Annotated in this window: 23 protein-coding genes and 2 pseudogenes; 9 read left to right on the forward strand and 16 right to left on the reverse strand. The window is 59.5% G+C overall.

Translation table 11 applies throughout. The features are described from left to right. Positions 1 to 70: 70 nt before the first annotated feature. The 4 genes and pseudogenes from ACN6O8_RS09720 to ACN6O8_RS09735 all read right to left on the reverse strand — a co-directional run bounded on the left by ACN6O8_RS09720 (position 71) and on the right by ACN6O8_RS09735 (position 6,133). Complete coding sequence (locus ACN6O8_RS09720; protein ID WP_427990847.1) at positions 71 to 952, reverse strand: hypothetical protein; 882 nt, start codon at positions 950 to 952, stop codon at positions 71 to 73. Between the two features lie 173 nt (positions 953 to 1,125). Beyond that, a pseudogene (locus ACN6O8_RS09725) lies at positions 1,126 to 1,296 on the reverse strand (transposase domain-containing protein); the annotation flags it as partial. A 160-nt stretch (positions 1,297 to 1,456) separates the two neighbouring features. Continuing rightward, on the reverse strand, positions 1,457 to 5,080 hold the full coding sequence (locus tag ACN6O8_RS09730) for a hypothetical protein (protein WP_427990848.1): 3,624 nt from the start codon (positions 5,078 to 5,080) through the stop codon (positions 1,457 to 1,459). An 876-nt stretch (positions 5,081 to 5,956) separates the two neighbouring features. After that, complete coding sequence (locus tag ACN6O8_RS09735) at positions 5,957 to 6,133, reverse strand: hypothetical protein (RefSeq protein ID WP_427990849.1); 177 nt, start codon at positions 6,131 to 6,133, stop codon at positions 5,957 to 5,959. A gap of 231 nt (positions 6,134 to 6,364) precedes the next feature. Between ACN6O8_RS09735 and ACN6O8_RS09740 the strand changes: the two genes are divergently transcribed. Further along, positions 6,365 to 6,502, forward strand: a complete 138-nt coding sequence (locus ACN6O8_RS09740) for a hypothetical protein (protein ID WP_427990850.1) — start codon at positions 6,365 to 6,367, stop codon at positions 6,500 to 6,502. A 3-nt stretch (positions 6,503 to 6,505) separates the two neighbouring features. Here the strand turns inward: ACN6O8_RS09740 and ACN6O8_RS09745 are convergent, their stop codons facing one another. Continuing rightward, positions 6,506 to 7,186 (reverse strand): SOS response-associated peptidase, encoded by a 681-nt coding sequence (locus ACN6O8_RS09745; protein ID WP_427990851.1) that lies wholly within the window; start codon positions 7,184 to 7,186, stop codon positions 6,506 to 6,508. A 497-nt stretch (positions 7,187 to 7,683) separates the two neighbouring features. Between ACN6O8_RS09745 and ACN6O8_RS09750 the strand changes: the two genes are divergently transcribed. Next, a complete protein-coding gene (locus ACN6O8_RS09750) occupies positions 7,684 to 8,211 on the forward strand; it encodes a JAB domain-containing protein (protein ID WP_427990852.1) in 528 nt (175 codons plus the stop codon). A gap of 32 nt (positions 8,212 to 8,243) precedes the next feature. Here ACN6O8_RS09750 and ACN6O8_RS09755 read toward each other — a convergent pair whose 3' ends face one another. The 3 genes from ACN6O8_RS09755 to ACN6O8_RS09765 form a co-directional block, all read right to left on the reverse strand. Further along, positions 8,244 to 8,897 carry a hypothetical protein gene (locus ACN6O8_RS09755; RefSeq protein ID WP_427990853.1) on the reverse strand — a complete coding sequence of 218 codons (654 nt, stop codon included), beginning with the start codon at positions 8,895 to 8,897 and terminating at the stop codon, positions 8,244 to 8,246. After that, positions 8,894 to 9,418 (reverse strand): DUF6988 family protein, encoded by a 525-nt coding sequence (locus tag ACN6O8_RS09760; protein WP_427990854.1) that lies wholly within the window; start codon positions 9,416 to 9,418, stop codon positions 8,894 to 8,896. The genes ACN6O8_RS09755 and ACN6O8_RS09760 overlap by 4 nt, the downstream gene beginning before the upstream one ends. 370 nt (positions 9,419 to 9,788) lie before the next feature. Next, positions 9,789 to 10,538 carry a hypothetical protein gene (locus ACN6O8_RS09765; protein WP_427990855.1) on the reverse strand — a complete coding sequence of 250 codons (750 nt, stop codon included), beginning with the start codon at positions 10,536 to 10,538 and terminating at the stop codon, positions 9,789 to 9,791. Positions 10,539 to 11,182: 644 nt separating this feature from the next. Between ACN6O8_RS09765 and ACN6O8_RS09770 the strand changes: the two genes are divergently transcribed. The 7 genes and pseudogenes from ACN6O8_RS09770 (at position 11,183) to ACN6O8_RS09800 (ending at position 14,801) form a co-directional block, all read left to right on the forward strand. Further along, positions 11,183 to 11,500: a hypothetical protein gene (locus tag ACN6O8_RS09770; RefSeq protein ID WP_427990856.1), complete on the forward strand. Its 318-nt coding sequence runs from the start codon at positions 11,183 to 11,185 to the stop codon at positions 11,498 to 11,500. 79 nt (positions 11,501 to 11,579) lie between these two features. Further along, positions 11,580 to 11,966 (forward strand): annotated as a pseudogene (gene ssb / locus ACN6O8_RS09775) (single-stranded DNA-binding protein); the annotation flags it as partial. A gap of 95 nt (positions 11,967 to 12,061) precedes the next feature. Continuing rightward, positions 12,062 to 12,211: a hypothetical protein gene (locus tag ACN6O8_RS09780; protein ID WP_427990857.1), complete on the forward strand. Its 150-nt coding sequence runs from the start codon at positions 12,062 to 12,064 to the stop codon at positions 12,209 to 12,211. A 29-nt stretch (positions 12,212 to 12,240) separates the two neighbouring features. Next, positions 12,241 to 13,230 carry a ParB/RepB/Spo0J family partition protein gene (locus ACN6O8_RS09785; RefSeq protein WP_427990858.1) on the forward strand — a complete coding sequence of 330 codons (990 nt, stop codon included), beginning with the start codon at positions 12,241 to 12,243 and terminating at the stop codon, positions 13,228 to 13,230. Further along, positions 13,194 to 14,036 (forward strand): hypothetical protein, encoded by an 843-nt coding sequence (locus tag ACN6O8_RS09790; RefSeq protein ID WP_427990859.1) that lies wholly within the window; start codon positions 13,194 to 13,196, stop codon positions 14,034 to 14,036. The genes ACN6O8_RS09785 and ACN6O8_RS09790 overlap by 37 nt, the downstream gene beginning before the upstream one ends. A gap of 133 nt (positions 14,037 to 14,169) precedes the next feature. Beyond that, positions 14,170 to 14,409: a type II toxin-antitoxin system Phd/YefM family antitoxin gene (locus ACN6O8_RS09795; RefSeq protein WP_427989720.1), complete on the forward strand. Its 240-nt coding sequence runs from the start codon at positions 14,170 to 14,172 to the stop codon at positions 14,407 to 14,409. After that, complete coding sequence (locus ACN6O8_RS09800) at positions 14,406 to 14,801, forward strand: type II toxin-antitoxin system VapC family toxin (RefSeq protein WP_427989721.1); 396 nt, start codon at positions 14,406 to 14,408, stop codon at positions 14,799 to 14,801. The genes ACN6O8_RS09795 and ACN6O8_RS09800 overlap by 4 nt, the downstream gene beginning before the upstream one ends. A 700-nt stretch (positions 14,802 to 15,501) precedes the next feature. Here the strand turns inward: ACN6O8_RS09800 and ACN6O8_RS09805 are convergent. From ACN6O8_RS09805 to stbB, 8 genes are all read right to left on the reverse strand, one after another. Beyond that, positions 15,502 to 17,868 (reverse strand): hypothetical protein, encoded by a 2,367-nt coding sequence (locus ACN6O8_RS09805; RefSeq protein WP_427990860.1) that lies wholly within the window; start codon positions 17,866 to 17,868, stop codon positions 15,502 to 15,504. A 5-nt stretch (positions 17,869 to 17,873) separates the two neighbouring features. Continuing rightward, positions 17,874 to 19,214 carry a hypothetical protein gene (locus ACN6O8_RS09810; RefSeq protein WP_427990861.1) on the reverse strand — a complete coding sequence of 447 codons (1,341 nt, stop codon included), beginning with the start codon at positions 19,212 to 19,214 and terminating at the stop codon, positions 17,874 to 17,876. Next, complete coding sequence (locus ACN6O8_RS09815; protein ID WP_427990862.1) at positions 19,211 to 20,398, reverse strand: Fic family protein; 1,188 nt, start codon at positions 20,396 to 20,398, stop codon at positions 19,211 to 19,213. The genes ACN6O8_RS09810 and ACN6O8_RS09815 overlap by 4 nt, the downstream gene beginning before the upstream one ends. 355 nt (positions 20,399 to 20,753) lie before the next feature. Further along, entirely contained in the window at positions 20,754 to 20,963 is a 210-nt protein-coding gene (locus ACN6O8_RS09820; protein WP_427990863.1) for a hypothetical protein, read from the reverse strand. After that, positions 20,960 to 23,800, reverse strand: a complete 2,841-nt coding sequence (gene mobF / locus ACN6O8_RS09825; protein ID WP_427990864.1) for a MobF family relaxase — start codon at positions 23,798 to 23,800, stop codon at positions 20,960 to 20,962. The genes ACN6O8_RS09820 and mobF overlap by 4 nt, the downstream gene beginning before the upstream one ends. An 80-nt stretch (positions 23,801 to 23,880) precedes the next feature. Beyond that, positions 23,881 to 25,503 (reverse strand): type IV secretion system DNA-binding domain-containing protein, encoded by a 1,623-nt coding sequence (locus ACN6O8_RS09830; protein WP_427990865.1) that lies wholly within the window; start codon positions 25,501 to 25,503, stop codon positions 23,881 to 23,883. Positions 25,504 to 25,618: 115 nt separating this feature from the next. Continuing rightward, complete coding sequence (locus ACN6O8_RS09835) at positions 25,619 to 26,038, reverse strand: hypothetical protein (RefSeq protein ID WP_427990866.1); 420 nt, start codon at positions 26,036 to 26,038, stop codon at positions 25,619 to 25,621. An 8-nt stretch (positions 26,039 to 26,046) separates the two neighbouring features. Continuing rightward, positions 26,047 to 26,754: a StbB family protein gene (gene stbB / locus ACN6O8_RS09840; protein ID WP_427991143.1), complete on the reverse strand. Its 708-nt coding sequence runs from the start codon at positions 26,752 to 26,754 to the stop codon at positions 26,047 to 26,049. Between the last annotated feature and the right edge of the window lie 3 nt (positions 26,755 to 26,757).

Below are 26,757 nucleotides of genomic sequence, written 5' to 3' on the forward strand. Positions count from 1 at the left end.
ATCACGCGAGCGCTTACACGCCCCCCGGATGGTTCAGCAGGTTGATAGCCGCAAGAACGCAGGGATGTCATTAGTTTGTTGGTGCTCTTACTGAGACTTGGGCTAGAAGGCTAAGCAATTTCACCAGCGCGTTATGTGCCGCGAGAGCCTGTTCGGTAGTGCTCCTTTCCTTAGCATAGCGGACAGCGGTGGAGCAGTGGACCACCGTCAATTCAGTGGCTGGTAGCTCGATGCCAAGTTTCTGCTTGATTAAACCACCAAGGTGGTTGATATCGTGACCTTGTGCGCCGGAAGTCGGATACGTGTGCCCGTCCCGCGCTAACAGACCCTTCAGTACTTTCTCGGCGCACTGTGCAGTGTCCCATCGGGCCTTGCTCAATTCACGGCCCGTGAGCAATGCATCCACACTGTGTCTGTAGTCCCCACGCGCTTCGTTGAAAAGGTCGTGGCCTCCCAGGCCGTCCAGGAACGCGACCGCTTCGGAGCCTGTGTGAAATTTCTCATTCAGTAAGCGCAGATCATCACTTGACAGGCGATTTGCGTACGCTTGCGTCATACCTTGAAGCGAGCAGAGGATATTGAATTTAGCCAAAGGCGAGTCTTTTGTGGCGATACGGTTGCCTTCGTGGCTAAGGTCCGCACTGATGAATGCCTGGACTTGCCCCACTGTCCTGGGTATTTTCATTTCCCAGAAGTTTCCATGTGTCGATACGACAATGCTTCCTGGAGAAAAATCAATTTTGGTCCTCTCTCCGTAGATCTCTTCATACCAGTCGTGGATGCGGGCGAGTAGGTCCTTGGGCGAGAACGGTTCCCCACGGTTACTCGAGCCGCCAAGAATGAACGTTCCGGATAGTCTCAATGTGGATGAGACCACAAGCGAGGCATTTAGCGGCCGCTGCGCTGGCAGTAGCCCCAGGCTCGTGAGGTGTCCATCCAGCGAGGTCATCATGCTGTCGAATTCTTCGACGGTGGTTGGACGACTATTCCATGACCAATTCAACAGAGACTCCTTCTCCATTCTTATCTCCCGGTGCGTAGATATCCTATCTCAGCGGGTAGTTTAGGCGTGCAAAAAACTCTTGCGGCGTGAGCGCCTGCCGAACACACCCTTGACGGTTCAGCCTACGCAGCAGGCTGCCACCGATGCGGCAGCAGGTCGGCGATCTGGCTGTTTTCTGCGTTTGCAGACGCATAGGCACTCCCTTCATTCAGATAGGCATACGGATCGTGCCCATTCAGCCGGGCCGACTGGATCGAACTCATAATGGCGGCCGCACGCTTACGGTTTTCAATCAAAGGATGCTTTAACCCAAAGCCAAAATTTGACCAAGACTATAAGTGTCCACTTCGCAGTGATTACTATTCATCTTCGCGGGCCGGCGTACTCAGGCCGATCGTTACGAAGCAGTCGTTAATTCTGAAGAGTCGCATTCTGGCCCGTTGAAGCAGCCGTCTAAGTCTCGGGAGGCCGCGATGCACTAAGGTCAACAATCAAGAACGCCACCGCGATTTCAAGGTGGTCGACACGATAGGTGGCGATATACCCGCTTGTCTCGTAATCGGGGGGGGCTAGAGATTCACAGCGAAGGTATGCGAGATCGCGAGGAACCTCGTTTTCGAGCATTTCTTCGACATAATCGAGAAGCGGTTTGATCTCCTTCGCGTACGAGTAAATGACGAGGAAATAGATGTCGCAGACACCATATGACAACAGTTTGTCGAAATGCGCTTTGATATTAGTCCGCTCAACTCCGGAACAGACGAGTGCCTCATAGATGGCGATTTCCTGACCAGACACCCGGATAACGGCGTCTCGTTCGCCAGGATTGCCGTTTGCAGTTGCTCCGCCGAGCGCCTGATCGGCCACGTCCCATTTCGCCACTGCGAGCGAAGCCCCCAGCACCTCTCGGACAGCAGTGTTGAGATCGTCCTCAAACCTAGCCTCGTCTTCCGGATTTTTTCGATCTCGCAGCATAGCTGCCATATGTTGAAGAGCAGCAACAGCACGTGAGACTTGCCGTATGAGATAGCCTCGAACTCCGCGGCCAGGTGGGCCGAGTATGTCACCGACCTGGGACGGCGGAAGCTCGGTCAACTGTTGCAAGGAGGCCCGAATGGACTGAACCGAATCGACAACGACCGATGCTGAAGCAACACTAGATGTGCCGTCACCAGCTTGGAGCTTGTTCTTGAGCGCAATAAGCTGTTCGTCAGTACCAAACTCGGTGATGGCTGCATCCAATATCGCCATCGCCTCACCCCGTAACCCCATCGCGGACTTTGCAAGTACGGTTATGAGTTCGAGGTTTGAGCTGCGCCTCTCCTGACGGCGTACAGCCACACTTTCCAATGCATCCTCAGGCCTTTGCAAGGCCAGCATGAGCAGCGCACGGTTTGCGAGCAAGGCGTCGCTAGCTAGACTCTTGTCCACAGTGACTGCGGCATTGATTTCTGCAAGCAGTCCCTCGCCAGTCACCTTGTCTGCGCCTGTCAATGGATGAAGAGACGGCCTCAAAAGCTGCTGAATGGCAACCGCGAAGGCGTTCTCCTTATATGCAGCCGCTGCACCGGGGCTCGCTGCAAGGCGCTGCAGTACGAGTCGAGCCTCTGCTAGATTACCGCCTGGACGCAACAGTTGGGAGGTCGCCCTGTAGAAGTCCAATTGGTCTCGCGCCTGTCGCGCCGTAGGGGCATCCAGCTCCGATGGGATGATCGCGGCATCGAGTGCAGTCCAGTTCTCCTCCTTCAGAAGCAGTCGGAGCTCAAGGCCAAAAAAGCCAAGCCGAAACTGCGAAGGCGCGCGGTCTAATTTCTGCTGGGTTTCATCCAGATGCTCCCGGGCAAGTCCGTATTCGCCGGCGACCAGCAAGGACTCGATACGGTGCTGTAGCTCCGGCCAGGTCCAAGGCGTCGAAGCCTCTCCCGGTTTCAGTTGCCGCAGCCTTTTTTGGATATCAGGCTTCGCCTCGGCGGGTAGGTTCTGGCAAAGCTCGGCAAGAAGCACCGGGTCATCGGACTGAGCAAGCGCCTGCAGTATCGCTTCCTTACAGTTGCTGTCCAGCCGCCGCCATGCAGCCGCGAGGTCTTGAGCTGGCGATCCTTCTTCATGTGAAAGGTAATAGCGGCTTGGGCGGTACCTGTCCGTGAGGGCCCCGACACGCCCTTTTTCGTCATGCTCAATGACACTACGCGAAATGAGCGTATGCAGAGCACGGAAAAGTTCCGTCGGTATGTCGGCGTCAGGCCAACCGGCCACGGCGCGTGCAAGCAACCGTACGTGTCCTCTCAATGTTCTAGCAATAGAGGAGTGCAGGGAAGGTTTTTCCTTTTCTGGCGCCTCTCTCAAAAGCTTTGCACTATCGAATGGCACTAGCAGCGCATCGCGGTCGGATACCGTTTGTGTGAATGCGGTCGCGACGAGTCGCGCAGCCAACTCTGCGGACAAGCTGGATGCGTCGGTCCAATCCAGGTTTAGGTCGCGTGCAAATTTTGAATACAGTGCGACGATTGGCAGAACGTCGACCTCGGTCGCACCAGAAAGGAAGCACAGTCCGTGAAGCACTCCCGCAAAGCGCGCCCGGGGCACGTTATCCTGGTAAGCCATCTGGCCTACCAGATACTGCAGCACGACGGACTGAAGCTCATCCTTTTCTTTTGCGACCATCCTGAGAAGCTGCTGACCAACGGTCCTCCTAGAATCTGCAACGCCCCCCTGACCTCCGGCGCCTCCGTCATAGCACCACGTAATCAAAGACGCACATTCTTCGGAGTCAAGTACGTCATTATCCAAGTGGTAAGCTAGGAACGATAGTGCGTCTTGGACTGCAAATGCTTTAGTCTGTGCGTCACGGCTCACATTACGGTCAGTATCCCGCCCGGACTTCGACTTCCACTCGATGATCAATTTGGCAGCTAGACTGGCAGCGCGCGAGTGCATCAGCATGTCTACCAAGAGTGTGGGCACGGTATCGACTCGCAACAAGAGTTGCTGAAATGCCATTGGGTGATCGGCTGCGAACGATATAACAGTCGCAGCCACGGCCGTGATGCTCGGCCCAGTATCGGTTTTCTCAAGTTTGGAACAAAGCACGCCAAATGCAAAGCTGACCGTGCTCACGCCGAGCCGTGTCATCATCAGATGTTCAATCTCCGGCCAATTCAGCCAGTCGGCCCGAAATACCAATGTCCGCGGCGTTGCCGTTCTCGGCGCTCCGCCATACCGCAGTTGATCCCGTGGAATCGCAAATGTCTTTTCGAGAACGTCGGCATAACGCTCGGCGTCGTTGTCCCAAGTGCCCCAAAGGGTTTGGCGCTCAAGGACTCGGTGTGCAGCCTCACGGCAATACTGCCTTTCAGTGCGCCCCCAGCCAATGCCCCATCTGCAGATATTGCCAAGGACATCACACCATGCAGACCATTCCAAGAAGGCTCGGTCAACAGTTTCGACATCAGCGCCCAGCAATGTCGGCGAGCCACGAGCCTCATCCTCAGCAGGAGCCGCTGCCCGAACTGTGTTGTCGCCATTGTCCTCGGCGTGAGGCTGCGACTTCGGACACAGTCGTTCCCACAGCCGGCCTGCAAGCCAGTCAGGGTCTTTAGTAGGAATGTGCGAGTCGAGCCAGCCTTCAGCCATTATCTTGGCGGCGAGTTCTTGAGCAGCCGGAGGCGGCGTATCCGTCCTCGCAACAAGCCGGGGCTTGCGAAGCCCCATCAGAAAGGTCTTTGTGCTTGGGCTCGGGTAGGTAATATACGAGAACGTGCCTACAGGTGGGCGCTGCATCACCCAACGGCCGCCGTCGAAGGACACCCAGCCCGAATGCACGAGGTCAGAGAACGTTGGACCCCCGTCAGAAATGCGCTCCTTCGATTCGTCCCAAGTCTTGGCTACGTCCGCAGCGCCGCCTGGATACTCCAATCGATAGTGCTCGCACAGGTCGAGTAGACTCAGTTCGTCGACCATTGCGTCAGATTCGGAGACGAAACGCGGTTGACGCAATCCCGGCAACCAGCGATCGAACATCTGCCGAAATTCGAAGCGCACCATCAGCGGTGCCCCCATGCCTTTAGGCAGACGCACATCTTCGAATCCTGACACGGCTCCCCCTTTCTAGTTCCCCGGCAATGCATTTTACGAAAGAAACAATCGTGCATGGCAAATCGCTGACCAGGCTGCGCAAACGGCGGGGGGTATCTAGGCGTTAGGCATCCCCGGACTAGAAAGTCTGGAGCGGAGATCAATTCGAAGACGATATTGCTGTTAGACCTCAGGCATAGTAGTTTTCCCTCGCTCTTCACGGATGGCGTGGCCATACTCTTTGTCGTCGCCTTGCGCAACAAAGCAAAGGACATGGAGCTCAGCTAGATCGAAGTTTGTCACTGCAAGTGCAGCGTTGCCAAAACACTAATTCGGTGTACAGCAATCGGCCTGGGCGAATTTCTTTAACCCATGCGGCGCCAAGGGAGTAATTGTGAGAAGCCTAGGTGTTTTCATATGGTTGCCGGAAGAGTACCTGTTCCATGCTCGACTCAAAGAGTACGGCCTGGCTAGGCTACTAGAAACCTGTCGGTCGTGACCGACCGCTCTTGGCCGAAATACGTCAATTGTCTGGTGATTATCTTCGGTCAACTGCAAGACTTGAGGTAAACATAGGGAACCCGTGGATATGTGGATGATCGCTGCGCGACCACCCGGCTCGCTACGCTCGACCCGTGGACAACCCTGCTGGACAAACGGTGGACAGGCTTAGCCTGCCCACGCGCTTGACCACAGGGTATGCCCACAGGCTACCCGGGTTTCACCCACATACCCACCGGTACTCACCAAATCCCAATTTGTAATAAGGACTTCAAAACAGACGTCCTTTTGCTGCGATGGCTGAGGTCTAGCCGCTAGACAGACCGCAAATGAACCCAGATGCCGGCGCGAGTGTGAGGCGCTGGCTCGACTCGGTAATTACTCGTTGATCCACTGCATCCACCACCCCTGGTAGTAGCGCACGCCGGCGATTTCCTCGAAGCCGCAGACCATCATGCCCCGATCAGATCCGAAGGTGAGTAGCTGTGGGTCAAGCAGGTCAGGGATTGCGCCGGGAATCGTGGCGCCGAACTTGGCCAGGCTCTCCAAGGTCAAGCGTGGTACGTAACGATTGAGGCCCTGGTGAGGCATCGAGTACATGCGAACAGTCCCCACCACGGGCTGACCAGGGTCGTTATCGCGGCGGCGCTCGCCGAGGTAATGTGTGCGTAGGACGCTGCACTGGAATTGCACGGTCTTGCTCAAAAATACTGTATGAACATACAGTGTAATCAGTCTTAGGATTCGCGCAATTCGGCCCCGATTTAGGCCGATAGGGGACGGAACATGGTCGACGCGGCAGACTGGCAGCAGAGGGACGAATACTACTGGGCGGGGCCTGAATGGGCGGCGAACGGGACGCGCCACGGCATGGAGCCGACCCTGGCCGCCGCGATCATGCTTTGCGACAAGGTTAAAGGCTGACGGCTATGTCTCCATGGGCGTGGCCACCAGCCGGTCGGCAGGGAAGGGCACCAGGAAATCTCGTGTCGCATCGGCCGGCGCGGCGAGCCAGTCGCCGTAGGCGCCCTCGGGCAGGATGACGCCCCGCTTTTCCTTGCCGGCTTGGTGGTAGTCCTGGAACAGCGGGTCCTCATCCGCGTTGATCGTCAGCATGGTGTAGCTCTCCCGCAGCTGGCCGGCGGCGTCGCGCCAGCGATCCCAAAGGCCGGCGATGCCCAGCGGCGCGCCGTCGGCCCGGGTGAACCGGGTAGCGACCGAAGTCTTGCTCCGGCCTTCATAGACGGGCCGCCAATCGGGTTCATAGATCGCATCGGCCGGAATGATGCAGTGCTGCGCGCGGCGCCAGGCGTTGCCGAAGGTGTGGGACTTGGCCGCTGTCTCGCTGCGTGCATTGACTGTCGACAGCTTGCCGGCCTTGTCCAGACCGTCCGCCTTGGTCATGGCGCTGATCAGGCCCGACCGGCCCACGACCGTTTCGCGCTCCGGCACTGCCTCGTCACCGACGTCATGCTCGACCGGCCGCCGGATGAAGACGCCTGCGTAGCGCGGCCACATGTCGTACTTGCCGCCGGCCGGCTTGTAGGGCGCGCCGAACTTCTTGAGCAGCAGCTCGGCGTCCTTCTGCGTCTGGTAGCGGCTGCACATAAGGCCTCCCAGGGGTAGGCCTAGTTGAGCACGTCTATCGGCCCAGCTAGACGTGTTGTTGATTGGCCACTGTCCAGGAGCCGCCTGGACCGTCCTCTAGTCGCATGTCGACGAGTCTCCCGCAGGCATTGGATAGAGAGTCAATCCTAGCTCGACCTGCGGGTGCCATCCGCGACTAAACGCCAATCTTGATCGAGAGCCCGCGCTACCGCGCGGGCTGAGCCCCCACGTACCGCGGCTTCTGGAGTCGCCTACAGCCGCGGGCAGGACTGTGGCCTGCCTGGCACACCCCCTCGCCAGCATCGACAGCCGCGAGTGAGGGAAAGGGCGGTCTTGCGTCTTTGGCGATTGTGACACGCTGCTCTCGCCGTCAAGTGCTGCGCAACGCCGGCGGCGCCGGCGCTGCTTGCGGCCAGGGCCGGCAGGTCACTTGACTGCTCCGCTGCAGCGTATCCCAGGGTCGCCGGGCAATCCCGCCCGGCACTGGAGATCCAGCAATGCAGTATTCCATCGCCTTCAACACCATCGACCATGCCGCGGGCGCGCTCTTCGTGCAAGATTCAGCTGGCGCGATGCGGCCGGCCGCGCCAAAAGAAATCCTCGCCGCGGCACGCGAGGTTGTCCTGCAGGAGATCCAGCGTGGCCAGCCGATGGATTCGCCAAAGCTCGTGCGCGAGTTCCTGCAGCTGCGGTTGAACCGCAGTCTGGAGCACGAAGTGTTCGGCGTCATGTACCTGAACCCACGCGCCGAACTGATCGCATATGAAGAGCCATTCCGTGGCACGTTGAGCAGCGCGCCTGTATACCCGCGCGAGATCGTCAAAGCTGCGCTGGCGCACAACGCGGCGAGCGTGATCCTGGCGCACAACCATCCGAGCGGCCATGCCGAGCCGAGCGCGGCCGACATCAACATAACGCGCCAACTCAAAGATTCGCTCGCGCTGGTGGGCACCAGCGTACTCGATCACTTCGTCGTGGCCGGCAGCAGGATCGTCTCATTCGCAGAGAAGGGCATCATGCCCTAGCAGTTCTGGCGGGCGCGAGATCCGTCCGCTTACTAATGTGAACGCGAGAGTTCATCTCGGACGACCAGTGAAAACTGCGTTGTCGCCTCCAAGCGCAATAGCAAAGACGTCACATTCCACTGGGCCCCGCCATAACCAGACCTAGTGGTCAAAAAGCCTGTGCGCAAAAGTGCATGGAGCAAGCCATCCAGCTCAGATTTCTCGAAGATTCCGCGCAGGTCGGCCTCGACAGCGCCATACAGATCCTGCTTGGAATCCAATGCGTTGTCCTGGTCACGACGGCGCCGCGCCCGGCTGAATGAAGATAGCACCAGTAACTCGTCGTGCCGCAGCGACTCTATGACTTGAGCAAGATATAGAAACTCGTCAGCGGGCATAGCGCGTTCTCCGCCACATACGACCATGCGGGCGAGGATGCGCAAGTTCGCATGGGCGCTTCCAATGATTGCTGCCTGGTAATACCTGGCCGCCCGACTGACGAAACTGTCTACGTCCTTCATCAGCTCGTCGTAGGTGCCGGCGTCGGTCAGTTCGCGCATCGCAATCTCGTCCGCTGCTCTCTTTCGGTTCGAAATCGTGCGTTCCAGGATTGCGTTGACGGCGGCATTACTGACGGCCAGCGCACCCGCCGCGGCGGGATAAGCCATGGCGACCGCCGCGAACGTAATGTTGAGAAAGTCTTTCATGGGTTCTCCACGGTCTTTTCGGCCAATCGATCGAGGTCTTCCGGTTTGGGGAAAAGTGAGCGGAAGAGGTCCTGCAGACGTTGCGCATGAGCAGGGCTATCGCACGAAGTTGCTATTTCGACAGAGCAGATGTACCCGAGGGTGCATGATGCGTGGATCAGGTTCTTCACGTTCCCAACCTGGTGGGCCTCTCCAATAATCCCGTCTTGTATTCGGCTCCACATCTGTTGGTGCCCGCCATGGGAAAAGTCATGCAGAACATCGTCGTAAATGCGATCAAGGTACTCTCGCAACAGCGCGTATCTCGGTTTTGCTTTTAGCAGGTCGCGATCGATCCTCCCGCGATCAGGAAATTTCTTACCGTTCGCGATGTCACGAAGTTCCTGGTCGGAGGCCGCATATCGCAACCAGGCCCCTCGAAACATAGCCTCTGTCAGTGGGCGAAGCAACGCGAACGCACCTGCGTACAGACCATTTCGACAAAGCAGCGAAATGCCGTGCTGATACTGAACCGCGAGCATGAACATTGCGCCAGGGAGGGCCGTTCGTGGCGACTTTGCTGCAGATATGCCGTGAAGAATCTCGGCAGAGCGCACAATCCATTGCTCCGCCGTCTTCAAATTGCCTATTTCGTCGTCCGTTGGACTGACTCGCTTACTGTCTCCAATTGCCATCGTGCGCAAGCCCTTGAGATCTAGCTGTGGGAGTCGAGATACAGGTTGCAATCGTAGCAGCGGCGCAGTTGTCTGTCCGGCCCGGCCCAGTTCGGCTTTCAGGGGCCGGCTCCGCATCTGGCGTCAGGTTCGGAAAATGGGCAGATGAAAAAAACAAGGGCGACCGATCGGTCGCCCTTGAGATTCCTGTTCAATCCGGAAGTGAGTCGACGGCGACTCAACTGAAATACGTCTCGGGACGTCGTAGTTGATGTGTCGCCTGCCAATGCGCCAGGTCGTCCGCAAGATCAACCATCTCCTGCTGGTTCACTGAAACGTCGTTAGGGGTCGAACGTTTGAAACTGGCTACCATGGCAGCGATGCGCCGCCATTCAGTCGGGTCCGCGGCAACGTCCGATGATTTTTTCAGCTCGGCTGATAGGGATGCCGCTTCACTGCTTGCGGGATGCATTACGACGACACGAACGGCGCCGTCAGAAACAAGATGCCTAAAAGAAGCCTTGAAGTGAGCCAGCACCTGCTGATGGTAAGGGGTTAGGACTTCGTCAATTTCGGTTTGCGCAATCCCTAGGTCCACTAAGCTTCGCCTCACTGCCTCGACCATCTCCCAAGCTGTTTGCTTCGAATATGTCTCAGTGTAGCCATCGCCGCAGCTTACCAGCGTGATGATGTGGCGGGCCGTTGATACGGCTAAGGCTCGAAGTTGGCGAACAATCTCCTGGGCTTCATCCATTTTTGCATTCAGAGTCCGCATCTTGGCTTCGAAGCCCAATCCTTTGATGTGCTCGATCTTGTCGGGGTTGACGAGAAAAATTACAAAGAATGCTGCGACCAATAACACCGAGGCCGTGCCGGCCTTGTCATGAAGGGCCTTATAGAAACCTGCGGCAAAAAAGGCGAAGGCGAAGATATAGAGCCCAATCTGGACATGTTTGGGATGGGTAGATGATTGCGGAGTCTCGGGCATTGAATTCTCCGATCTTTGTGGGTGATTATCGGATTGCAGATCGTATCTGACGTGTCGCATTAAAGCGACCAACATTCGGGCGTGTCCCTACGCCAGATGGCTCCGGGCCGGGCTCTCGTGCTTCGCATCGAGCCTGGCCAAACCCCGGCCAGTCTCGCCCCTTCGGGCTTCCATCCTTCCCTCCCTACGGTCGGCTCACGCCTTCGCGCCTGCCGGCGCTGCGCGCTATCGCTTGCCGGCGGCCAGCGGCCGCCAAAGATAGAGCCCGCGCCATCGGGCGCGGGCTAGAGGCGCTTGCCGCGCGGCCGGCCCGGGATCGCTATCGAGCCGGCGCAATGCCTGTCCTGGCAGTTCGGCGCCCTAAACCGCCGACTGTATCACTGCGTTCCTCGTTCCAAGGGTTCGCTTCGCCGGGTGCTCTCCCGTTCGGTGCTCGGCCTTCGGCCTGCGCTCCGCATGCGGCATCCGCGCCCGCCCTTTCCAGTCGTCTCTCCGTGATCCAGCACGGCAAGGGCGACGAACTACCAGGACGGGCGGCATACAACGCGCAGCCGCCGAACTGCGAAACCCGATCCGAAAACCTACGCAGGGGCTCGGAATCTTCAGTCCAGGTCAGCACAACAAACCAACCCAGGAGCATCCAAATGTATGAAGTTCAAGAGAACCAGGAAGTACCCATCGTTTTCCTGCGCGGGCTGAAAGCGCGCTGCCTTTGGACCACTGCGCTACTCAACGCGGAGGAATTCGGCTACGGCGATGCGCAAGCCGAGGCCTATTGCCAAGGCCGATTCGACTTTGAAAGCGGCCGCGCTACCAATGAGATTCCGCCTCTGGTGGCCGACGTCGCAGCGCTCGCCAGCGCCTGGAAAGCAGGCTGGGCGGATGCCAGTGAGGCCGTGGAAATGGCCTCCTGCCAATCGTGCCAAGACCGCGATATCGACGTTTGCCACTTGCACGGCTAATGAAAAGCCCCTGTCCGGCAGCGACCGGCAGGGGCCTGCATCCCCCTCTTTTCCCCTCCCTCTACCTAGGAGAACTGTCATGGCATCACTGAACAAAGTCACCCTCATCGGCTATCTGGGCCGCGATCCCGAAGTGCACCATGCCGAGGACGGCACGGCAATCTGCAATGTGTCCATTGCGACCTCGCACAACTGGACCGACAAGGCCAGCGGCGAGCGCCGCGAAAAAACCGAATGGCATCAGGTCGCCTTCTTCAAGCGCACCGCCGAAGTCGCAGGTGAGTACTTGAAGAAAGGCGCGCAGGTCTACGTCGAAGGCCGCTTGCGGACCCGCCCTTGGCAGGACAAGAACAGCGGCGAGAACCGCTACGCCCTGGAAATCGTTGGCACGCAATTGCTGATGCTGGGCGCTCGCAAGAGCGAGCAGGCGGCAAGCGACGGCCGCATCGGCGGCGGTGATTCCGACGACGATCTGCCGTTCTGACCCATGAATAGATAGCCCCTGTCCGGCTGCAACCGGCAGGGGCCTGACACCGCAATTCCGTAGCAAGGAGAACCGTGATGCACCACGACTTTATCAGATTGGCCAACGAGATGCGACGGGCTCACGCCCTGGGTGTGCCGTTCCGGCTTCCCGCGATGACCGTGCGCGATCTTGCCGCGCTCATCGCACTTTTGGTCGAGGCTCATGCCTCGCCGTGGCTGCACTGATCCCGCCAATCCGACAAGGAGCAATTCTCATGAAACTGGACACCAAAGAACTTGCCGCCATTCACGCCGCATGCTTGCGCACCGATATCCCGTACGCGCAACTGCGCTTGAGCCAGGCTTATCAGGCTCGTCGCGCAGGCGATGCCGCCTCCGATCCCGAATTGGCCGAACTCAAGGCGATGATCCGGGCCATCGGCGGTTTGCTGCAAAACCTTGTCGTGGTTGCCACGTCCGAGGGAACCTACGAGGTTTGCGCAGGCGGGCGCAGGTTCATCGCTATCGGGATGCTGATCGACGATGGCGCTTTCGATGCAGGTTACATGGTGCCATGCCTCGTCATCGCTGCTGAATACGCCCACCATGCAAGCTTGATCGAGAACATCGCCCGCCGTGCGATGCATCCGGCCGACGCCTTCGAATCCTACGCCCGGCTGCGCGCAGATGGCTGGACCGTGGAGGCCATTGCGGCAGCGCACGGGGCCGCTGAGAAGGCGGTCAAGAAGTTGCTGGCACTGGGCGGCGTGTCGCCCGCGCTCATGGCGCTTTTCCGCCAAGACAAGATCAGCCTGGAAGAAATGCAGGCGCTCGCTGCGGTCAGCGACCACGCCCGCCAGGAGGCAGCATGGAAAGCGGCCAAGCAAGGTTACTTTCACCGTCCGAGTCGCATTCGCGAACTGTTGTCGGAAACCGAAATGCGGGGCGACAACAAGGCGGCCCGCTACGTGACGGTCGCTGCCTACGAGAAGGCTGGCGGTAGTGTGCGCCGTGACCTGTTCGAGGACAACGCGTACATGGATGATCCCGAGAAGGTCCGGTCGATGGCGCTGGCGAAAATGCAGCGCTCCAAGCTCGCCAAATCCGTCGTCGCCGAAGGTTGGGGATGGGTGGACTACTCCCTCTCCCTGGATTACAGCGAGCGCAAGCGATTTTGCGCAGCGATCTTTACGACTACCCCGCCGACCTCAAGCCCTTGGCGGGCGCCGTGTTGCACCTGGACCATTCGGGCGATCTGGCCGTGACTCGTGGCTTGATCCGCCAGGAGGACCGTGAAGCGATGGCCGAGAAGGTGCGCAGTGCGGCCAAAGAGAGCGGCGAGCGCGCCGCCGTGGACCTGCCAGCGGTCAAGACCCGGCCCGTTCATTCGGAGGCGCTGACCAACCGGCTTCAGGCCCAGCGCGTGATGGCCTTGCAGGCTGAACTTATCCAACGGCCCAACCTGGCCCTGTGCCTGCTGATTGAGCAACTGCTGGCGGAAGTGGGCGATGCCATGGAGCGGGCGTATCTGGTGCGCAGCTACGATCTGTCGGCTACCAGGGCGACTCACGACTTGGGGCGCGTTGATCCGAACCTGGAAGGCTCGCCCGCCTGGGCCAGTCAGCAAAAGGAGGCCGCACAACTGATGGGCGGCATACCTGCCGAGCGCGAAGCGGTATTGCCTTGGCTGCTGGCGCAGCCGCAAGACGAGAACATCAAATTGCTGGCCGCGCTGGTGAGCGCGACGGTCTACCGGGTGCGTCACAACGGTGATGCGCACCCCGCGCACTTGGACAGGCTGGCTACGCTGGTGGGGCTGGACATGGGCAAGTGGTGGTCGCCGACAGTACAGACCTACTTGGGCCATGTCAGTAAGGACCGGATCGCCGCAGTGGTAGCCGAAGCAGTGGGTGAAGCACAGGCCAAGCCGTTGTTGGCGATGAAGAAGGGCGACGCGGCGGCCGCTGCCGAGCGGTTGCTGGAAGGCAAGGGCTGGGTGCCGGAACTGATGCGCTGCCAGCCGGCGCTGCCTGCCCTTCTGCCCAACATAGGATGCGAAGCGGGCGAATGATCGTCATGCCAGCCGGGGAAACTCGGCTGGTGACGCGATTTCGGGGGGGAAGGTCGGGGCGGTAAAAATGACTATTTCGCGTAGTCATTTTCTGATAAAATGACTACGCGAAATGACTATTTTCGGAGGCGTCATGCACAACCAGCAAGTTTCCAAAACCGAGTTCAAAGCGCGTGCGCTCGAGCTTTTCCGGCAGGTTGAAGCGACCGGGGAGTCCATTGTTGTGACCGATCATGGTAAGCCTGCGCTTGAAATCCGCCCCTACCGGGCGGTGGCCAAGCGCAATCCGTTGGATGTGCTGCGTGGCTCCGTCCTGCGGTTTGACGATCCCTTGTCGCCGGTCGGCGAGGATACGTGGGAGGCGGCGCAATGATCGTGCTGGATACCCATGCACTGGTGTGGTGGGCGGCAGGGGATTCGCAACTGAGCCGTGCCGCACGCGAAGCTATCGAGGCCGAGGCGCAGGACGGTGAAATCCTGGTTTCGGCCATCAGTGCTTGGGAAGTGGCCATGCTGGCCAAGGCTGGGCGTCTTGCATTGACCATAGATGCCGCGGCTTGGCTGGATACGGTTGCCGAGGTGCCCGCGATTCGTTTCGTTCCGGTGGATGTACGGATTTCAGTTCAATCTGTTGATCTGCCCGGCGAGTTCCACAAGGATCCTGCCGACCGCATCATTGTGGCTACGGCACGGCATCATTCGGTACCTCTGGTATCTGCTGACCTGAAGATTCGCGATTACCCGCACGTTCAGACCATCTGGTGATGTAACCCATCTCTGCAACCCAATAGGCCGCCTCCGGGCGGCCTATTGGCTTTTGGGGAGGGTGTTGGTGTAGGGGGGGGGCCAGTCCCACCGGCTGCGCCGGCGGGGCCGTCCGCAGGACGTTGTGAGCGTCCCCCGGACGCTCACCGGTGGCCTCAATGTGTCCCTTAATGCGCCCGCCGCAGATGCGCGTCGTGCCCCTTAAGGGCCCCCTTAAGGCCACCACACAGGACGCACCCTGCGGGTGCGTCTATCTCTTTGTTTTATTTGATTTTTTTTGCGCCGAGCCGGTTTCTTTTGTCAGACAAAGAAAACCGTTCAAAATACGGAAACCCGCGCCAAACCGAGCTCGTAGAGTTGTTGTCAATGTATGCAAACCGTTCGATTTGCCGGCTTCAGCGTTGAAACGGCACCGCTTGTGACGAGTTGTCGACGCGCTGTGACTTCTTGTCGACGTGTTGTGACTGACCATCTGCCGCTTGTGACGCCCTGCCTGCCACTTGTGACGGCCTGTCTGTGCGTTGTGCCAGGCTTTGGACGAAGGGTCGCGCTTGGCAGATGCCGCCCTACCCGGAGTGTGGGTACCAAGAAAACCGCTATAGCGGCTCGACAAACCGTCCACTTAGACGGCTTGTGCAAGATGAATTTTTCCTAATCCACTCACAGCCGTGATGACGGTCTAAGTGTCTTGTACGACCTATCAGCCGTCGTCACTTATCGAGAAGTCGCGGACATGCTCGACCGTCCAAAGCGGCTCGTCGGCATCCCGCGTTGCATGCTCACGTGCTCGTGCGGCCATCCATCGCCGATGATCAGGCTCGGGATGTTCCTCTTCGAGCGCCTTTATTGCCGCGTAGGCTTCAGGGCCTGGCACCTCGACTAGCATCTTAAACAAGGTGCTGCGACCGTCCTGCGCGTTATCTCGGAGCGTCGGTGAATAAACACCTTTCCCAACACGATCGATATCGTCATCCGTCCGGATGTAGCGATGCATCAGGATATAGAGCCGTTTTAAGTCACCTGCGTTGCGATATGCGCCAACGCGCGTGCCCATGCCGTGCCGATCTCCAAGCAGGGCGACGATGAATAGCTGAGCAAAGTTTGAGGCCTCCGCCAGCTGTAACGATTCCAAATGACGTTCTAGAGCAGGAACCGCCGCCGCCGGGTTGGTATCGGTCCAGAGTGCGAACCAGCGCGGCCGCTGATCCTCCACTGTAGTATGGGCAGCTTTTCTGGCCGCGAGCGCTTCGAGAATGCCTGGGGGCGTGCAGCTTCCCGCCAAGATGTTCAGGCAACAGCGCAACGCATCGACACCTAGCACATCATGCGTGTCCAGCCAATCCAAGATCAACGGTGCGACGTGGTCGTGCAACCATGGTGCATGATAAAGAATATCGTGCAGGATATGGTGAGGCTGGGGCTCGCCGGCGGCATGGTCAAGCTCCCAAACAAGCTCGCTTGCGACGGCTTTGAACCCTATGGTCGGGAAGGCGCGATATAGCGTCTCGAACCATACCGGAAAGCCGTTCAATTCCCAAGTGACGTAACGAAAAGCGCGGCGCGCTTCGTCTTCGGTTAGCCGCTGCGCAAAGGCGCTGTCTTCCGCCGCTTCGATTGCAAGGCCGGTCATTGCAAAAATCAGTGAATAAGGAACCGAGCTGGTGTCTCCGCCCTCTGACCGTACTGCAGGATGGTACGCGCGCCAATGAGCGACTGCGGCCTCGCGGTAGGCGCGGGCTACGTTCTCACCAAACTCCGAGATCAATGCTTGCCAGTTCGCCCCATTCTCGCGGATGGTAGCCTCGCCGTCATTCATGACACTGAGAAGCAGATGATATTGATCGCCGCTGAGCTCACCTGGCGGAAGATCTGCGGGATACATCACCCGCTCCGGGTTAGCGATGAGAGCTCGCACCCACTTGTTGCGATCCTTCTTTTGCCTACGCTCGCGCACGTCGCTTTCGTGCATCCGCCGCCGAACTTGCTCGCTCACTTTGCCCATGTCGGCCGATGGTTCTGGAGCAAGACGCGCTTCCAACGTCGCGGTTAGCGCCGCGTCGTCAGCGACAGCAGCGTGCAACTGCGCGAGCCAGGCCTTTGGCCGATCGGCATCCAAATAGATTTGAATGCAACGTGACAATGCAACCATTCGGTCATCTTTTTCCTTGGTGGCAACCCATTTGAGACAGCGCTCGAAATCCACGGGGCCAAAACGCCAAAAATTTCCTAGATAGGCTATCGGCCAGTCACTCGTCAGCGGTCCATTCTCGACGGCCCTTTGGGCGCGGCATACGGCGATCGAACTCCAATAGAGGAGATCGTTAAGGTCCGGCCAGCGCGGGACGTTAGTGGCCAGTTCGTTCTTATAATTATCGAAACCATAACTATGCCAAAATGCCACGGCCGGGAAATTGCGCAGTACCGAAATCGCCGCAGGCGTCAGTGCTAGCGCAGAGCGTGCCGCGACTAAGCGATCGACGACGTGAATGGCGACCGGCATTAGCCACGCAAATTCTTTCGAGACTTGGCAGTCGCCACGCTGCACGAAGGGTTCGCGATCCAGGAAGCCATTCAAACCTTCAACCATTCGTCCGAGCGGAGGATCTTCGGACGCGTCCACCATGACCGGCAACTTGTCGATGAATTCGTGAAGCGATTGGGTCAGACCGGTCACTTTGTAGTGCTCGTAAGGCGCCGCGTGGGCTAGCGTTCGCAGCACTAACGCCACCCCGGCCGTAGTCGGCGCTGCCCAATCGACCAGTTCCGAAAATACGGCGTGATCCAACGGCCCGGGATCCTCGGCAATCGTCTTCCAAAGCTCGTCCTTCAGCGCTTCGTCGCCTACCGACATAACGCCCCGGATAGCGGCGATCCGCGCATACTTGTCGCGCGTAGGATCGGTCGCGACGTGAAAGAGTGCCGGAGCACAACTCTCCATCTCACCCTGCCAGACAAGCCGACCTAGAAAAAAAATGACGTCGTCATTGTCTCGATACCTGTCGAGCAGTGCCAATGCGTCGGTTGCTAGGTCGGGAGCGGCGATGCGTTCGATCGCACTGTTGTCCATGGAGATTATCCTCCTCGTCCGGTGGAAATGCGGTCGACGATATCGCGAAGCATGTGTTGACGGATCGTAAGCGGCAGGCGTGATGGATCGCCGCCTTCGCTCGCAATCTCTGGGGCCAGGGTGAGGGCTTTGTCTCGCACTCCCTCATCGAGCAAAATCAACCAAGGCAAGATCGCCCGCGTTCGCGGTACGATGATTTGTTCGCCATAGCTCTCACGAAAAAAGAGATTCTCAACTCGACTACGGCCGCCCGGCCGATTCAGCAGGTCGTGTAACCATTCCGCTGTCAGCAACTCCCGGATCTCGCGGTGGCGAAACCGTACGCTGTCATAAACGATGTCATCGAATAGGCCTGTGCGAAGCAGCGTATTGATTTCTGCGTCGGTCCATCCTGGCAGCAAGGTACGCGGATTGATGCGATCAGCGGTATGAAAGCCTCCAGGTAGGCCAATGACGGTTTTGCCGGTCATTGTCACCGCGCCTGCCAGTATACGGGCGCCATTTCTAACCTTGGTGCTGTCATGGCGGGGCGGGACAATCCCGGCTGGTCGTGGGGCCACTTGCAGGGAGATCATCCTTTGCAGCATCTCAAAGCGGCTCCCGAGGCGACGATCGGCGATCCAGACCTCAATCAGGGCCTTTAGGTCGAAGGGGCGCTCGGCGAGGGTTAGAAGGTTAGCCCGCTTCACGGCGTCGACGAATTCGGTGACGTCGTTCACTCCGTAATAGCCGGCAAACAGCGCGATTTCATCCTCTGAAAGGCCTTCAAGCCGGTACATCTGAAGCGTAGCGTCGCTCACGCTGTCTGTCTGGGCATCTTCCCCATCGGGAGTCGGTTCGCCATAGGGCAGGTGCTGTTCGATCAGCGTCTGATCGGATAACGCGCGCCAAGCATCCTCGCGGCTGGTGATGAAAATGCGCGCTCGATCCAATGCGGCGTAGATCTTAGCGCCGAAGATGCGAATCGCGTCCTCCAGCGCCCGTGGCGTCTCCAACTGGGCTTCGTCGACCGAGTCGAGGAAGAACCAAGCCTCGTCCGTTGAGGCGAGCCAGGCGGCGAACTCGATCGCAGTTCCAACCTCGAACGATTGGTCGAAAGTCGCGTCGATCTTCTCGATTCGGATAAAGAAGGCGTGATGGCCACGTTCCTTCATCCGACGCGCTCGCGTTTGGGCTTCGAATGTCTTGCCAGCCCCTGGATCGGCGATTATCAGGACGCGGAACTGGTCTCCGATTTCATGCCACCGTTGAGGCCGGCCAGGGCCTGGCAAGAAAACATCCCACTCTTTTGAGTAAGGCGATATCGGCGAAAATCGCCGGATTAGTTCGACGATTTTCCCGGTCATGTCCGCGATCCAACATTGGCAGGGTAGAGATTTGGAAACCAGCGCTCGGCCACGTCGGCTGGGAAGGCCAGGCGTAGCGGCGCTCGGTGGCTCGTTGCGGTCAAGATCCCCCTTTCCACCAGCCCTGCTGTGACATTACGGGCGCCGCGCTCCTCGTAACCAGTGAGGGCTGGAATCTTCGAGCGCTCCACCTCTCCACTCATTACGGCCTCGCGCAAAACTGCGAAGCTGCCACGAAGCAACCGCTTTGACCGCACTTCTTCTTCGATGTGGATCTCGATGCGCGTCAGTAGCGTCGACGGTTCGAGCAGCCCACTCATGAAACGAACTTGGTCGACTGAGCGATCGAGGAAGAATTTGCAGAACTCGATGAGCCCGCGTTGAGTTAAGTTGCCACGCCCGTCTAGGTCGCCTTCACGCGGTTTATCGGCCTGCGCAAGCAACGCCTTGTAGCGGCTCTCATCGCGCGCAAGCCCGCGCGCCACTGACCAAAGGCTTGTGCCCACCCCGAGGCGTTTGAATAAGGCATGTGACATTAGTCGCGCGACGCGGCCGTTTCCGTCGAGAAATGGATGAATCCAAAGCAGCCGATGATGAACGGCACCGACAGTCTGAATTTGCCGAGACTTGGTCAGCGGCGGTGATCCATAGGCCCTATCGAAATGTGCCATAAAGCGTGGTAGGTCTTCATGCGGCGGCGGGATATGATGGCCGACCCGCACGTCTCGCTTGCGCCACTCGCCAGGAACGATTTCCAAGCGCGCACCAGTCGCCTCGTCGGTAACGAACAGCATCTCCGGCGGTAGACGCGAGCAAAATTCTTCATGCAGCCAAGATGCATAAGCTGCTGACGCCGGCCAAGCGTCTGGGTCGCGCCCAGTATCGATCAGTTGCTGTACATGAATATGCGCGACCGCCTCTTTTTGTAGGTCACGCTTTTGAGGTTCGGTGGAAAACTCGTTGGCAAGCGCCCGGTCGATGTCGCGCGGGTGAGTATCATGACCCTCAATCAAGTTAGAGTAATAACAGTTCATAGAGCGAACGAGATCACCAATCGAGTCTCGCAAGATTGGATGAATTCGGCCCGCGAGTTGATTCGCTTCTGCCAGGAGCGGCAAAATTTCATCCTCGAGAACGCGGGATGTCTCCTCGGGTACCATTGGTCCCATGCTCGTCGTATCCATGTTCACAGTCTACCGCATTCTGTGCCGGATAAAAATTTAATTTTCACTATATATATCAGCTATTTACCGTTGTTTTGTGCCGAAATTGACCGGATGTGGTGCCGGTTCTTGCACCGGTTACCGCTCTGACAAAGAGGGCTAGGGGGGCGGTGCTGACTAAGGGCAATTTGGCGATGCATTGGTAACAGCTACCTGCTACTCAAGGTTCGGCAACGCGCGCAATCGGCCCGTCTCCTGATTGGAATCTCCAAGGAAAGCGAGCTGGAAGAGTGTGTTATTGCACTTTGATCAAGATTCGGCCTCAACTATCCTGACTGCATTCGTCAGCCCGCAGTTGGTTCGCCGCTACTCCATCTCAATAGAGGGCGGTGGCATATTGTGTATCAGCATGCGAAAGTGCGGCAGATCGCTGCGGAGTTGATGGAATATCCTGGCGACGTTGCGTTGATTTAATCAAAATTCGCCGCGCGTGTGCCTGGCTAGTACTCTCGATGGCGATGAGCCTGCCGTGCGCAGTGAAGATGAAGAAAGGCGTGCCACTAGTTTGCATGGTGGGTGTGCTCAAGGTTCAATTTGCATGTGTTGGGGTTTCTCTTTCGGATGCCATGGCCGCGTAGTTTCCAGGCCAATTTCGAGCGCAGCGGACTTTGCTTCCAGTCGATCCACGGCCTTAGCGAGTTTGCCGGCGTTGTTGGTATAGATTTCTGTTTCGTAGCGCGCACGGGAAATCGCGACGTAATAAACGTCGCGCTGCGTGGTGCGGCTGAAGCTCTCAGCGTTGATCAATACGCGATCGCACGTCAACCCCTGGGCGCTGTGACTTGTGGTGGCGTAGGCCCTATCAAGATGAAGCGGCGCCGTCGATGCGTCCAACACCAACTTCCGGCCGCCAGCGCCGATCGTGACGGAAGTAGGCGTAACGGCCAGCACTTCACAGCGTGCGCCGTTGACCAGGTCGAGCTTGGCGTTGTTGCGCGTGACACGAACCCAATCGCCCGCGGATAATTCGGCTACGACAGGTTGATACACCGAGATCTTGGCGGTCCGTGCTGGATTGAACGTGGTTCTAACCCGTGTGGCCAAGTGTTCGACTTCCAGTTGATTAGGCTTGTCCTCCGCCACGCCGATCACGCGGTACATTTCGCCTTGCCGCAGATCTCCCGCCTTGTAGTCCCGCTCTGGCTGGATGATGTCGCCGGCGATGTAGTAATGGGCCACGCGCCGCTCGGCCTGCGTGGTATCGCGCCGAGTGAGTAGGTCGAAGTCGAAGCCGCGTCCGCCCAACCCCAGCGCTTGATGCGTGGCTTCATTGAGCGCGTTGCGCGAGCGATTGGTGCCGGTCACGATGAGGGTTTCACGGCGATCCTTGGCGCTCAGGCCGGCGTAGCGGGTCGCGATGGCATCGTACCGCAGGTCGTCGTCGCTGACGGTGTGTACGGCGCGCAGCTTCTGAGACAGGATGCCCAGTGACGCGGAGGCCTGGCCGCTGGCGGCCAATTCCACGGCCGCTTTCAGTTCAGGGGACTTCTGTCGGACGATATCGCCCATGAGCGCGGTATCCATGCCTTCGACCTGCAACTGATGGAAGGGGCGGCCGGCCTCGATGGCCTTGGTCTGGCCGGTATCGCCGAGCATGACAACGCGGGCGCCGTCGGTTTCGGCCATTTTCATGAGCCGTTCCATGATCCGCGAGGGCACTACCGCGGCTTCGTCAATGATCAGGACAGTATTGGGGTCGAGCTTGAATCGGTCTTGCTGGCGCGCTTCCAACAGCGACGCCACCGTACGCGCCTCCATGCCGAGTTCACGCAGCGCTTGGATCTGCTTGCCGTAGGACGCGACAGCCTTGATGGTGTAGCCAGCCGTGTCTGCGGCCTCTTTGACCTTGGCCAGCATGTGAGACTTCCCTGTGCCGGCCAAGCCCTGGACCCCGACGAAGCGATGTGGCGAGCTGAGGATCAGTTCGGCCGCGGCTAGCTGACCTGGCTTGAGTCCACGTCCCTGGAGCGCGGCCTGCGCCTGTTCGCGCTGCAATATGGGCTGAACCTGGTTGCGGCCATCCCGTTCGATCTGCAGAATCCGCTTTTCCCGCTCGCGGGCGATCTGGGTGGTGTAGCGGGCGCCGGTGGGCACGAATTGGCCGCACGCAATGGCCTGGCGCACGTGTTCTTGTGCGCGCTTCTTGCTCATGCCCTCCTGAATCAGTTGCTCAATCCATTCGGCGCGGGTCTGCCCCGGCCCCTTGCGCTCATGTGCCGAGCGATATTGCAGCGTGCCGAGGATGAGGTGACCCTTTTGCAGCAACCGCTTGACGGCCGCCTTCACGTCTTTGAGTTCGATGCCGGTGCCGATCGACCGGCGCAGGGCCGTCCTGAGCATCTCGCCGCCATCCATGACCGATTCGCGCTCGGTGTGGTGCTTGATAGCCCATTTCAGGCACTCGTCGGCGATCAGGGCTACCGCCTCCGGCGAGCGCTCGACGGTCTTGTCGACGGGGCGCTTGCCCGCACTGAAGTCCACGCCAAGTTCTTTCTCTTGCCTGCTCCAGTCCTTTTGCAGTTCCTCCCGGGTGATTTCCGGCGCTTTGCCTTTGCGGGTTTTTAGAGCAACGGTTTGCTTCTGTGATCGGCTGGCGGTTTGACGATCCAAGCCCAGGGCGTCCAACTCGTCGGTAATGTCGTTGGATCGCTTGGAGTACGCCTCGATGTGTGGGCGGCTAATGTGGGCCAGTTCGAAGCGCTTTCCCTCGTAGCGGATGCCATAGCCGGCTTTCTCCAGTTCCTTGGCCAGTTCAGCCAAGTAAACAGCTTCGGCGACGGATTTCAGACGAAAGATCTCATCGTTGGAGACGGCCGTCCACGTGCCGTCAGCACGCTGCGTGATGTTCATGAGCAGCGAATGGGTGTGCAGCTGCGGATCGGAATAGGCTCCAGCGGTCGGTCGGGCCGTTTCATGCCGGAACTTGGCAATCAGGGCGTTGCCGGTGCGCTCCTTGGTGGTCACGCCATTTACAGTTTGGCGTGCGCGAACCAGTTCCGCTTCAACGAATGTCAAAGCGTGGGTGACGGCGCGGTCGTGGGCTTCGATGACGGAGGCGTCTTTGCCGACCAGAGCCTGGATGCTGACGCTCTTGGGCGGCGAGAACGTCATATCCAGGGCGGCGCGCGCCTTGGCGTCCAGGCGGATCGATCGCGAGAGTTCGACGTCCTGGCCAAAGTCACCGCGCATGGCACGAAGGAAATCTTCCTGCCGGATCTCGCCGGTCAGGCCGAGTGCTTCCCCAGTTTTACCCTGCCACTGCGCAGCGGTGCCGTCGCGGCTGTAGTAGTCGTCTTTCTGGTCGGCATAGTAGTGGGTCGCCTTGGCGGCGGAGCTGCGGTGAATTGTCTTGAGCGAGATCATGAGAATTTCTCTGCGGTGCGTGAGATGAGGACTGGCAGCCGGCGTGCCGTCAGGTGAGGGTTGACGTGGTGCAGCGACGGCTAGGAGCCGATCACGGGGTCGACGGGCAGCTCGTGCGGGAAAGGCGCTCCATCGTTGGTGTTATTCATCGCGGCATAGGCGCCGACGCGCTTGGCCTCGACAAACGCCGGCTGGCGGTTGACGAAGTTCATCGGTTCCAGGACGAATTTGGAGATCGGCCGGTTGCCGGCGAAGGCGAGGTATCCGGTCAGATCGGGCAGGGCCTGGATCTGGGCCGCGGTGACTACTCGCTCGGTTGAGCGCACCATGCGCTCGCTGGTGCTGCGCGAGCTGCCCGGATTGCGGCTGTCGGTGTACTCGGGCCGCGCCACTTCGTGCTCGCCCAGCGCCTTGGACATTTCCTCCGCGGTTTCGGGATCGGTCTTGGAGCCACCCAGCACCACCAGCGAGCGGAAGCTGGCGCGCAGCGTCTGCGACATTTGCTTGCCGTAGATGTCGTCCAGCTGGGATACCGACTGCAGGCCTGCCACGACGCGGGCGCCGTTTTTGCGCCCCTTGGTGAGCAGATCCTCGAGCGAGGCCAGCTTTTCGAGGGAGGCGAGTTCGTCGATGACGCCCCACCAGCGGCGCTGCTGATCCTCGGGCAACGACAGCAGCGAGGTGCAGAACACGTCCACCCAGGCTGACAGCACCGGCTTCATGGCGTGCTTCATGTCTTCGCGCCAGGTGATGAAAAGGCTGCCTGTGTCGTTGTCCATCCAGTCGCGGATGCTGAAATTGCCGCGCGGCATGCTCATGTGCTCGGACAGCTTGTTCGACAGCACGAAGCGCGCGCTGGTGAGCGCCTTGCTGGCCTCGGCGGATCCAGCGAAGAGGGATTCGGCCAGCGTGCCGGACAGGAACGTGCGCAGGTCCTTGTCCGAAGCGATCGTGCACCAGCGGAACAGTTCTTCGATATCGGGCGTGCCAAGCTCGTGCAGCTTGCGTGCCGCTTCCCGCAGCAGCAGACGGCCAAAGCTGTTCCATTCCTCGGCGTTGGCATCCTTGCCCAGCGGCACCACCGACATCGCCAACCGTTGCCAATCGTAGTCCGCGCGCACTTCGTTGAAGAACGACCAGCCTTGGGTGCGCTGGTCATATGGGTTGAGGATCACGTCGTTCGGCCGTCCGAACTTGCTGTAGAGGTCGCCGTTGGGATCCACGATGACGGCCCGGTCGCCGCGTTTTAGCAGCGAGAAGATGAGGGCGCGCAGCAGGACGGACTTGCCGCTGCCGGTGGCGCCGTTGAGCAGCAGGTGCAAAGTCTCTATCTTGGTCGGCATGGGCACGCCGGCGATGTCGACCTGGATCTTGCCGCGTTCTGAGCACTTGGCTTTGAGGCGCTTCAGAGGTACCACCTCGGTGCCGCGGATGTGCTTCTTGTAGCCTGCGCCGTCGTAGCCGGCCTTCTTTGCATGCTGGCTCAGCGTGCCGGCCAGAACCAGGGCCAGCGCGAAGCCGATGCTGGGCATGATGAATAGCGCGGTGTGGTGTGGGGTGGCGCGGATCCAGACGTAGAGGACGCGCCAGGTGATCTGGCGTGGAGTGATTTCGGAAATGAACATGGCTGTGCCCAGCCAGCCCAGCAGGGGGAGGAAGATGAGGGCCGCTTTGATAAGGCGGCGCCGTAGGTCTGGTGCCATGGTGCTTTCGACATTGAATGTGTTGCCGCCCATCGGCGGGGAAAGGCCGGAGCCGGAAGGTGTGGCCGGCCCCGGGGCTACTGCCCGCGGCGGCCGGTTGCGAAGGAGGAACCAGTCAAGCCAGGACGAGCTGGGTGATGAGCGCACCCAGCACGGCTCCCATGAAGCTGCTGCCGGCGCACAGAATGCCTATGCGCCAGGCGTTGCGCAGATTGACGCCGGCCAAGGCTCCAACGGTGACGCGCAGATCCCAGTCCGCCTTGCTGAGCGACCTGGCTGCTTCGCTAAGACTGCGGCTGGCGCTGGTGGCGACTTCAGCGGCCGCCTCCGCGCTGGCTTGGCGCAGCTGCGCCGGCAGGCCGCGCGCAATCAGCGCCACCTGGTCCAGCTGGGCTGCGATTTGGGCGTTGCGGTCGGCGGTGCGGCCGCTTTCGATCAGCATTTCCTGAAACAGGAAGTCGAGCTTGGAGCGAGGCGGTGAGGCGGACACGGCGGGCGCGTCGGCAGGCGGCAACGAGGGCGATTCGAGCGACATGCGGCCTCCTACGCGAAAAGCGCGGCGAACGCCCGGTCGAGCTGGCGGTCGACCGGCCGGGCCAGCGATTGCAGCGCGTAGCGGTCGCTAAGGTGGGCAACGGCCTTGGCGTCGCTTCTGTCTGCTTCGCGCAGGAGCTGCCGGTAGTCCGTCTGGTCTGCCAGGATTTCCTGGATCGTGGTGCGCTGATTGGCCAGCAGATCGAAGACTTCATTTTCATAGATCACCGCTTCAGGGTTGGCCACGAAGCCGCCCGCTTGGCGGGCGTAGCCGAAGATGGCCGCGAATTCTTCCTGCACGTCTGCGTCGACGCGATTGAAGAGCACGCGCACCCGGTCCGCCGGCACGCCGATTTCGGCCAGGGTCTGGATGGTTTTGATGGTCTCGCGCTGGGCCTTGCCTGACGCCACCACTGGCAAGACGTAGTAGTCGATTTCCAGGTGAGCCTGGTCGTACTTGACCAGCTCGGCCAGGAAATCCTCGATGTTGGACGCGCCGACGTCGACGATGGCGGACTCGGCTACGACCAGGCGTCGCAGTAGCCGGCCGCCGTGTTCGCCGCGCATTTGTTCGACGTCCAGGCCAAGATCGGCGGCGCTTTCGTTGGTGGATTCCACGGCGATGATTTCGGCGGCGGGCATCCGCGGAGCCAAAAGGTGGCTGGTGGCGACTGTCTTGCCGACCGAACCGGAGTAGTTGCAAGTGGCGATTTTCATAGT

Origin of the sequence: Achromobacter sp., from assembly GCF_050285565.1 — a bacterium.
Taxonomy (GTDB): Bacteria; Pseudomonadota; Gammaproteobacteria; order Burkholderiales; family Burkholderiaceae_B; genus Achromobacter.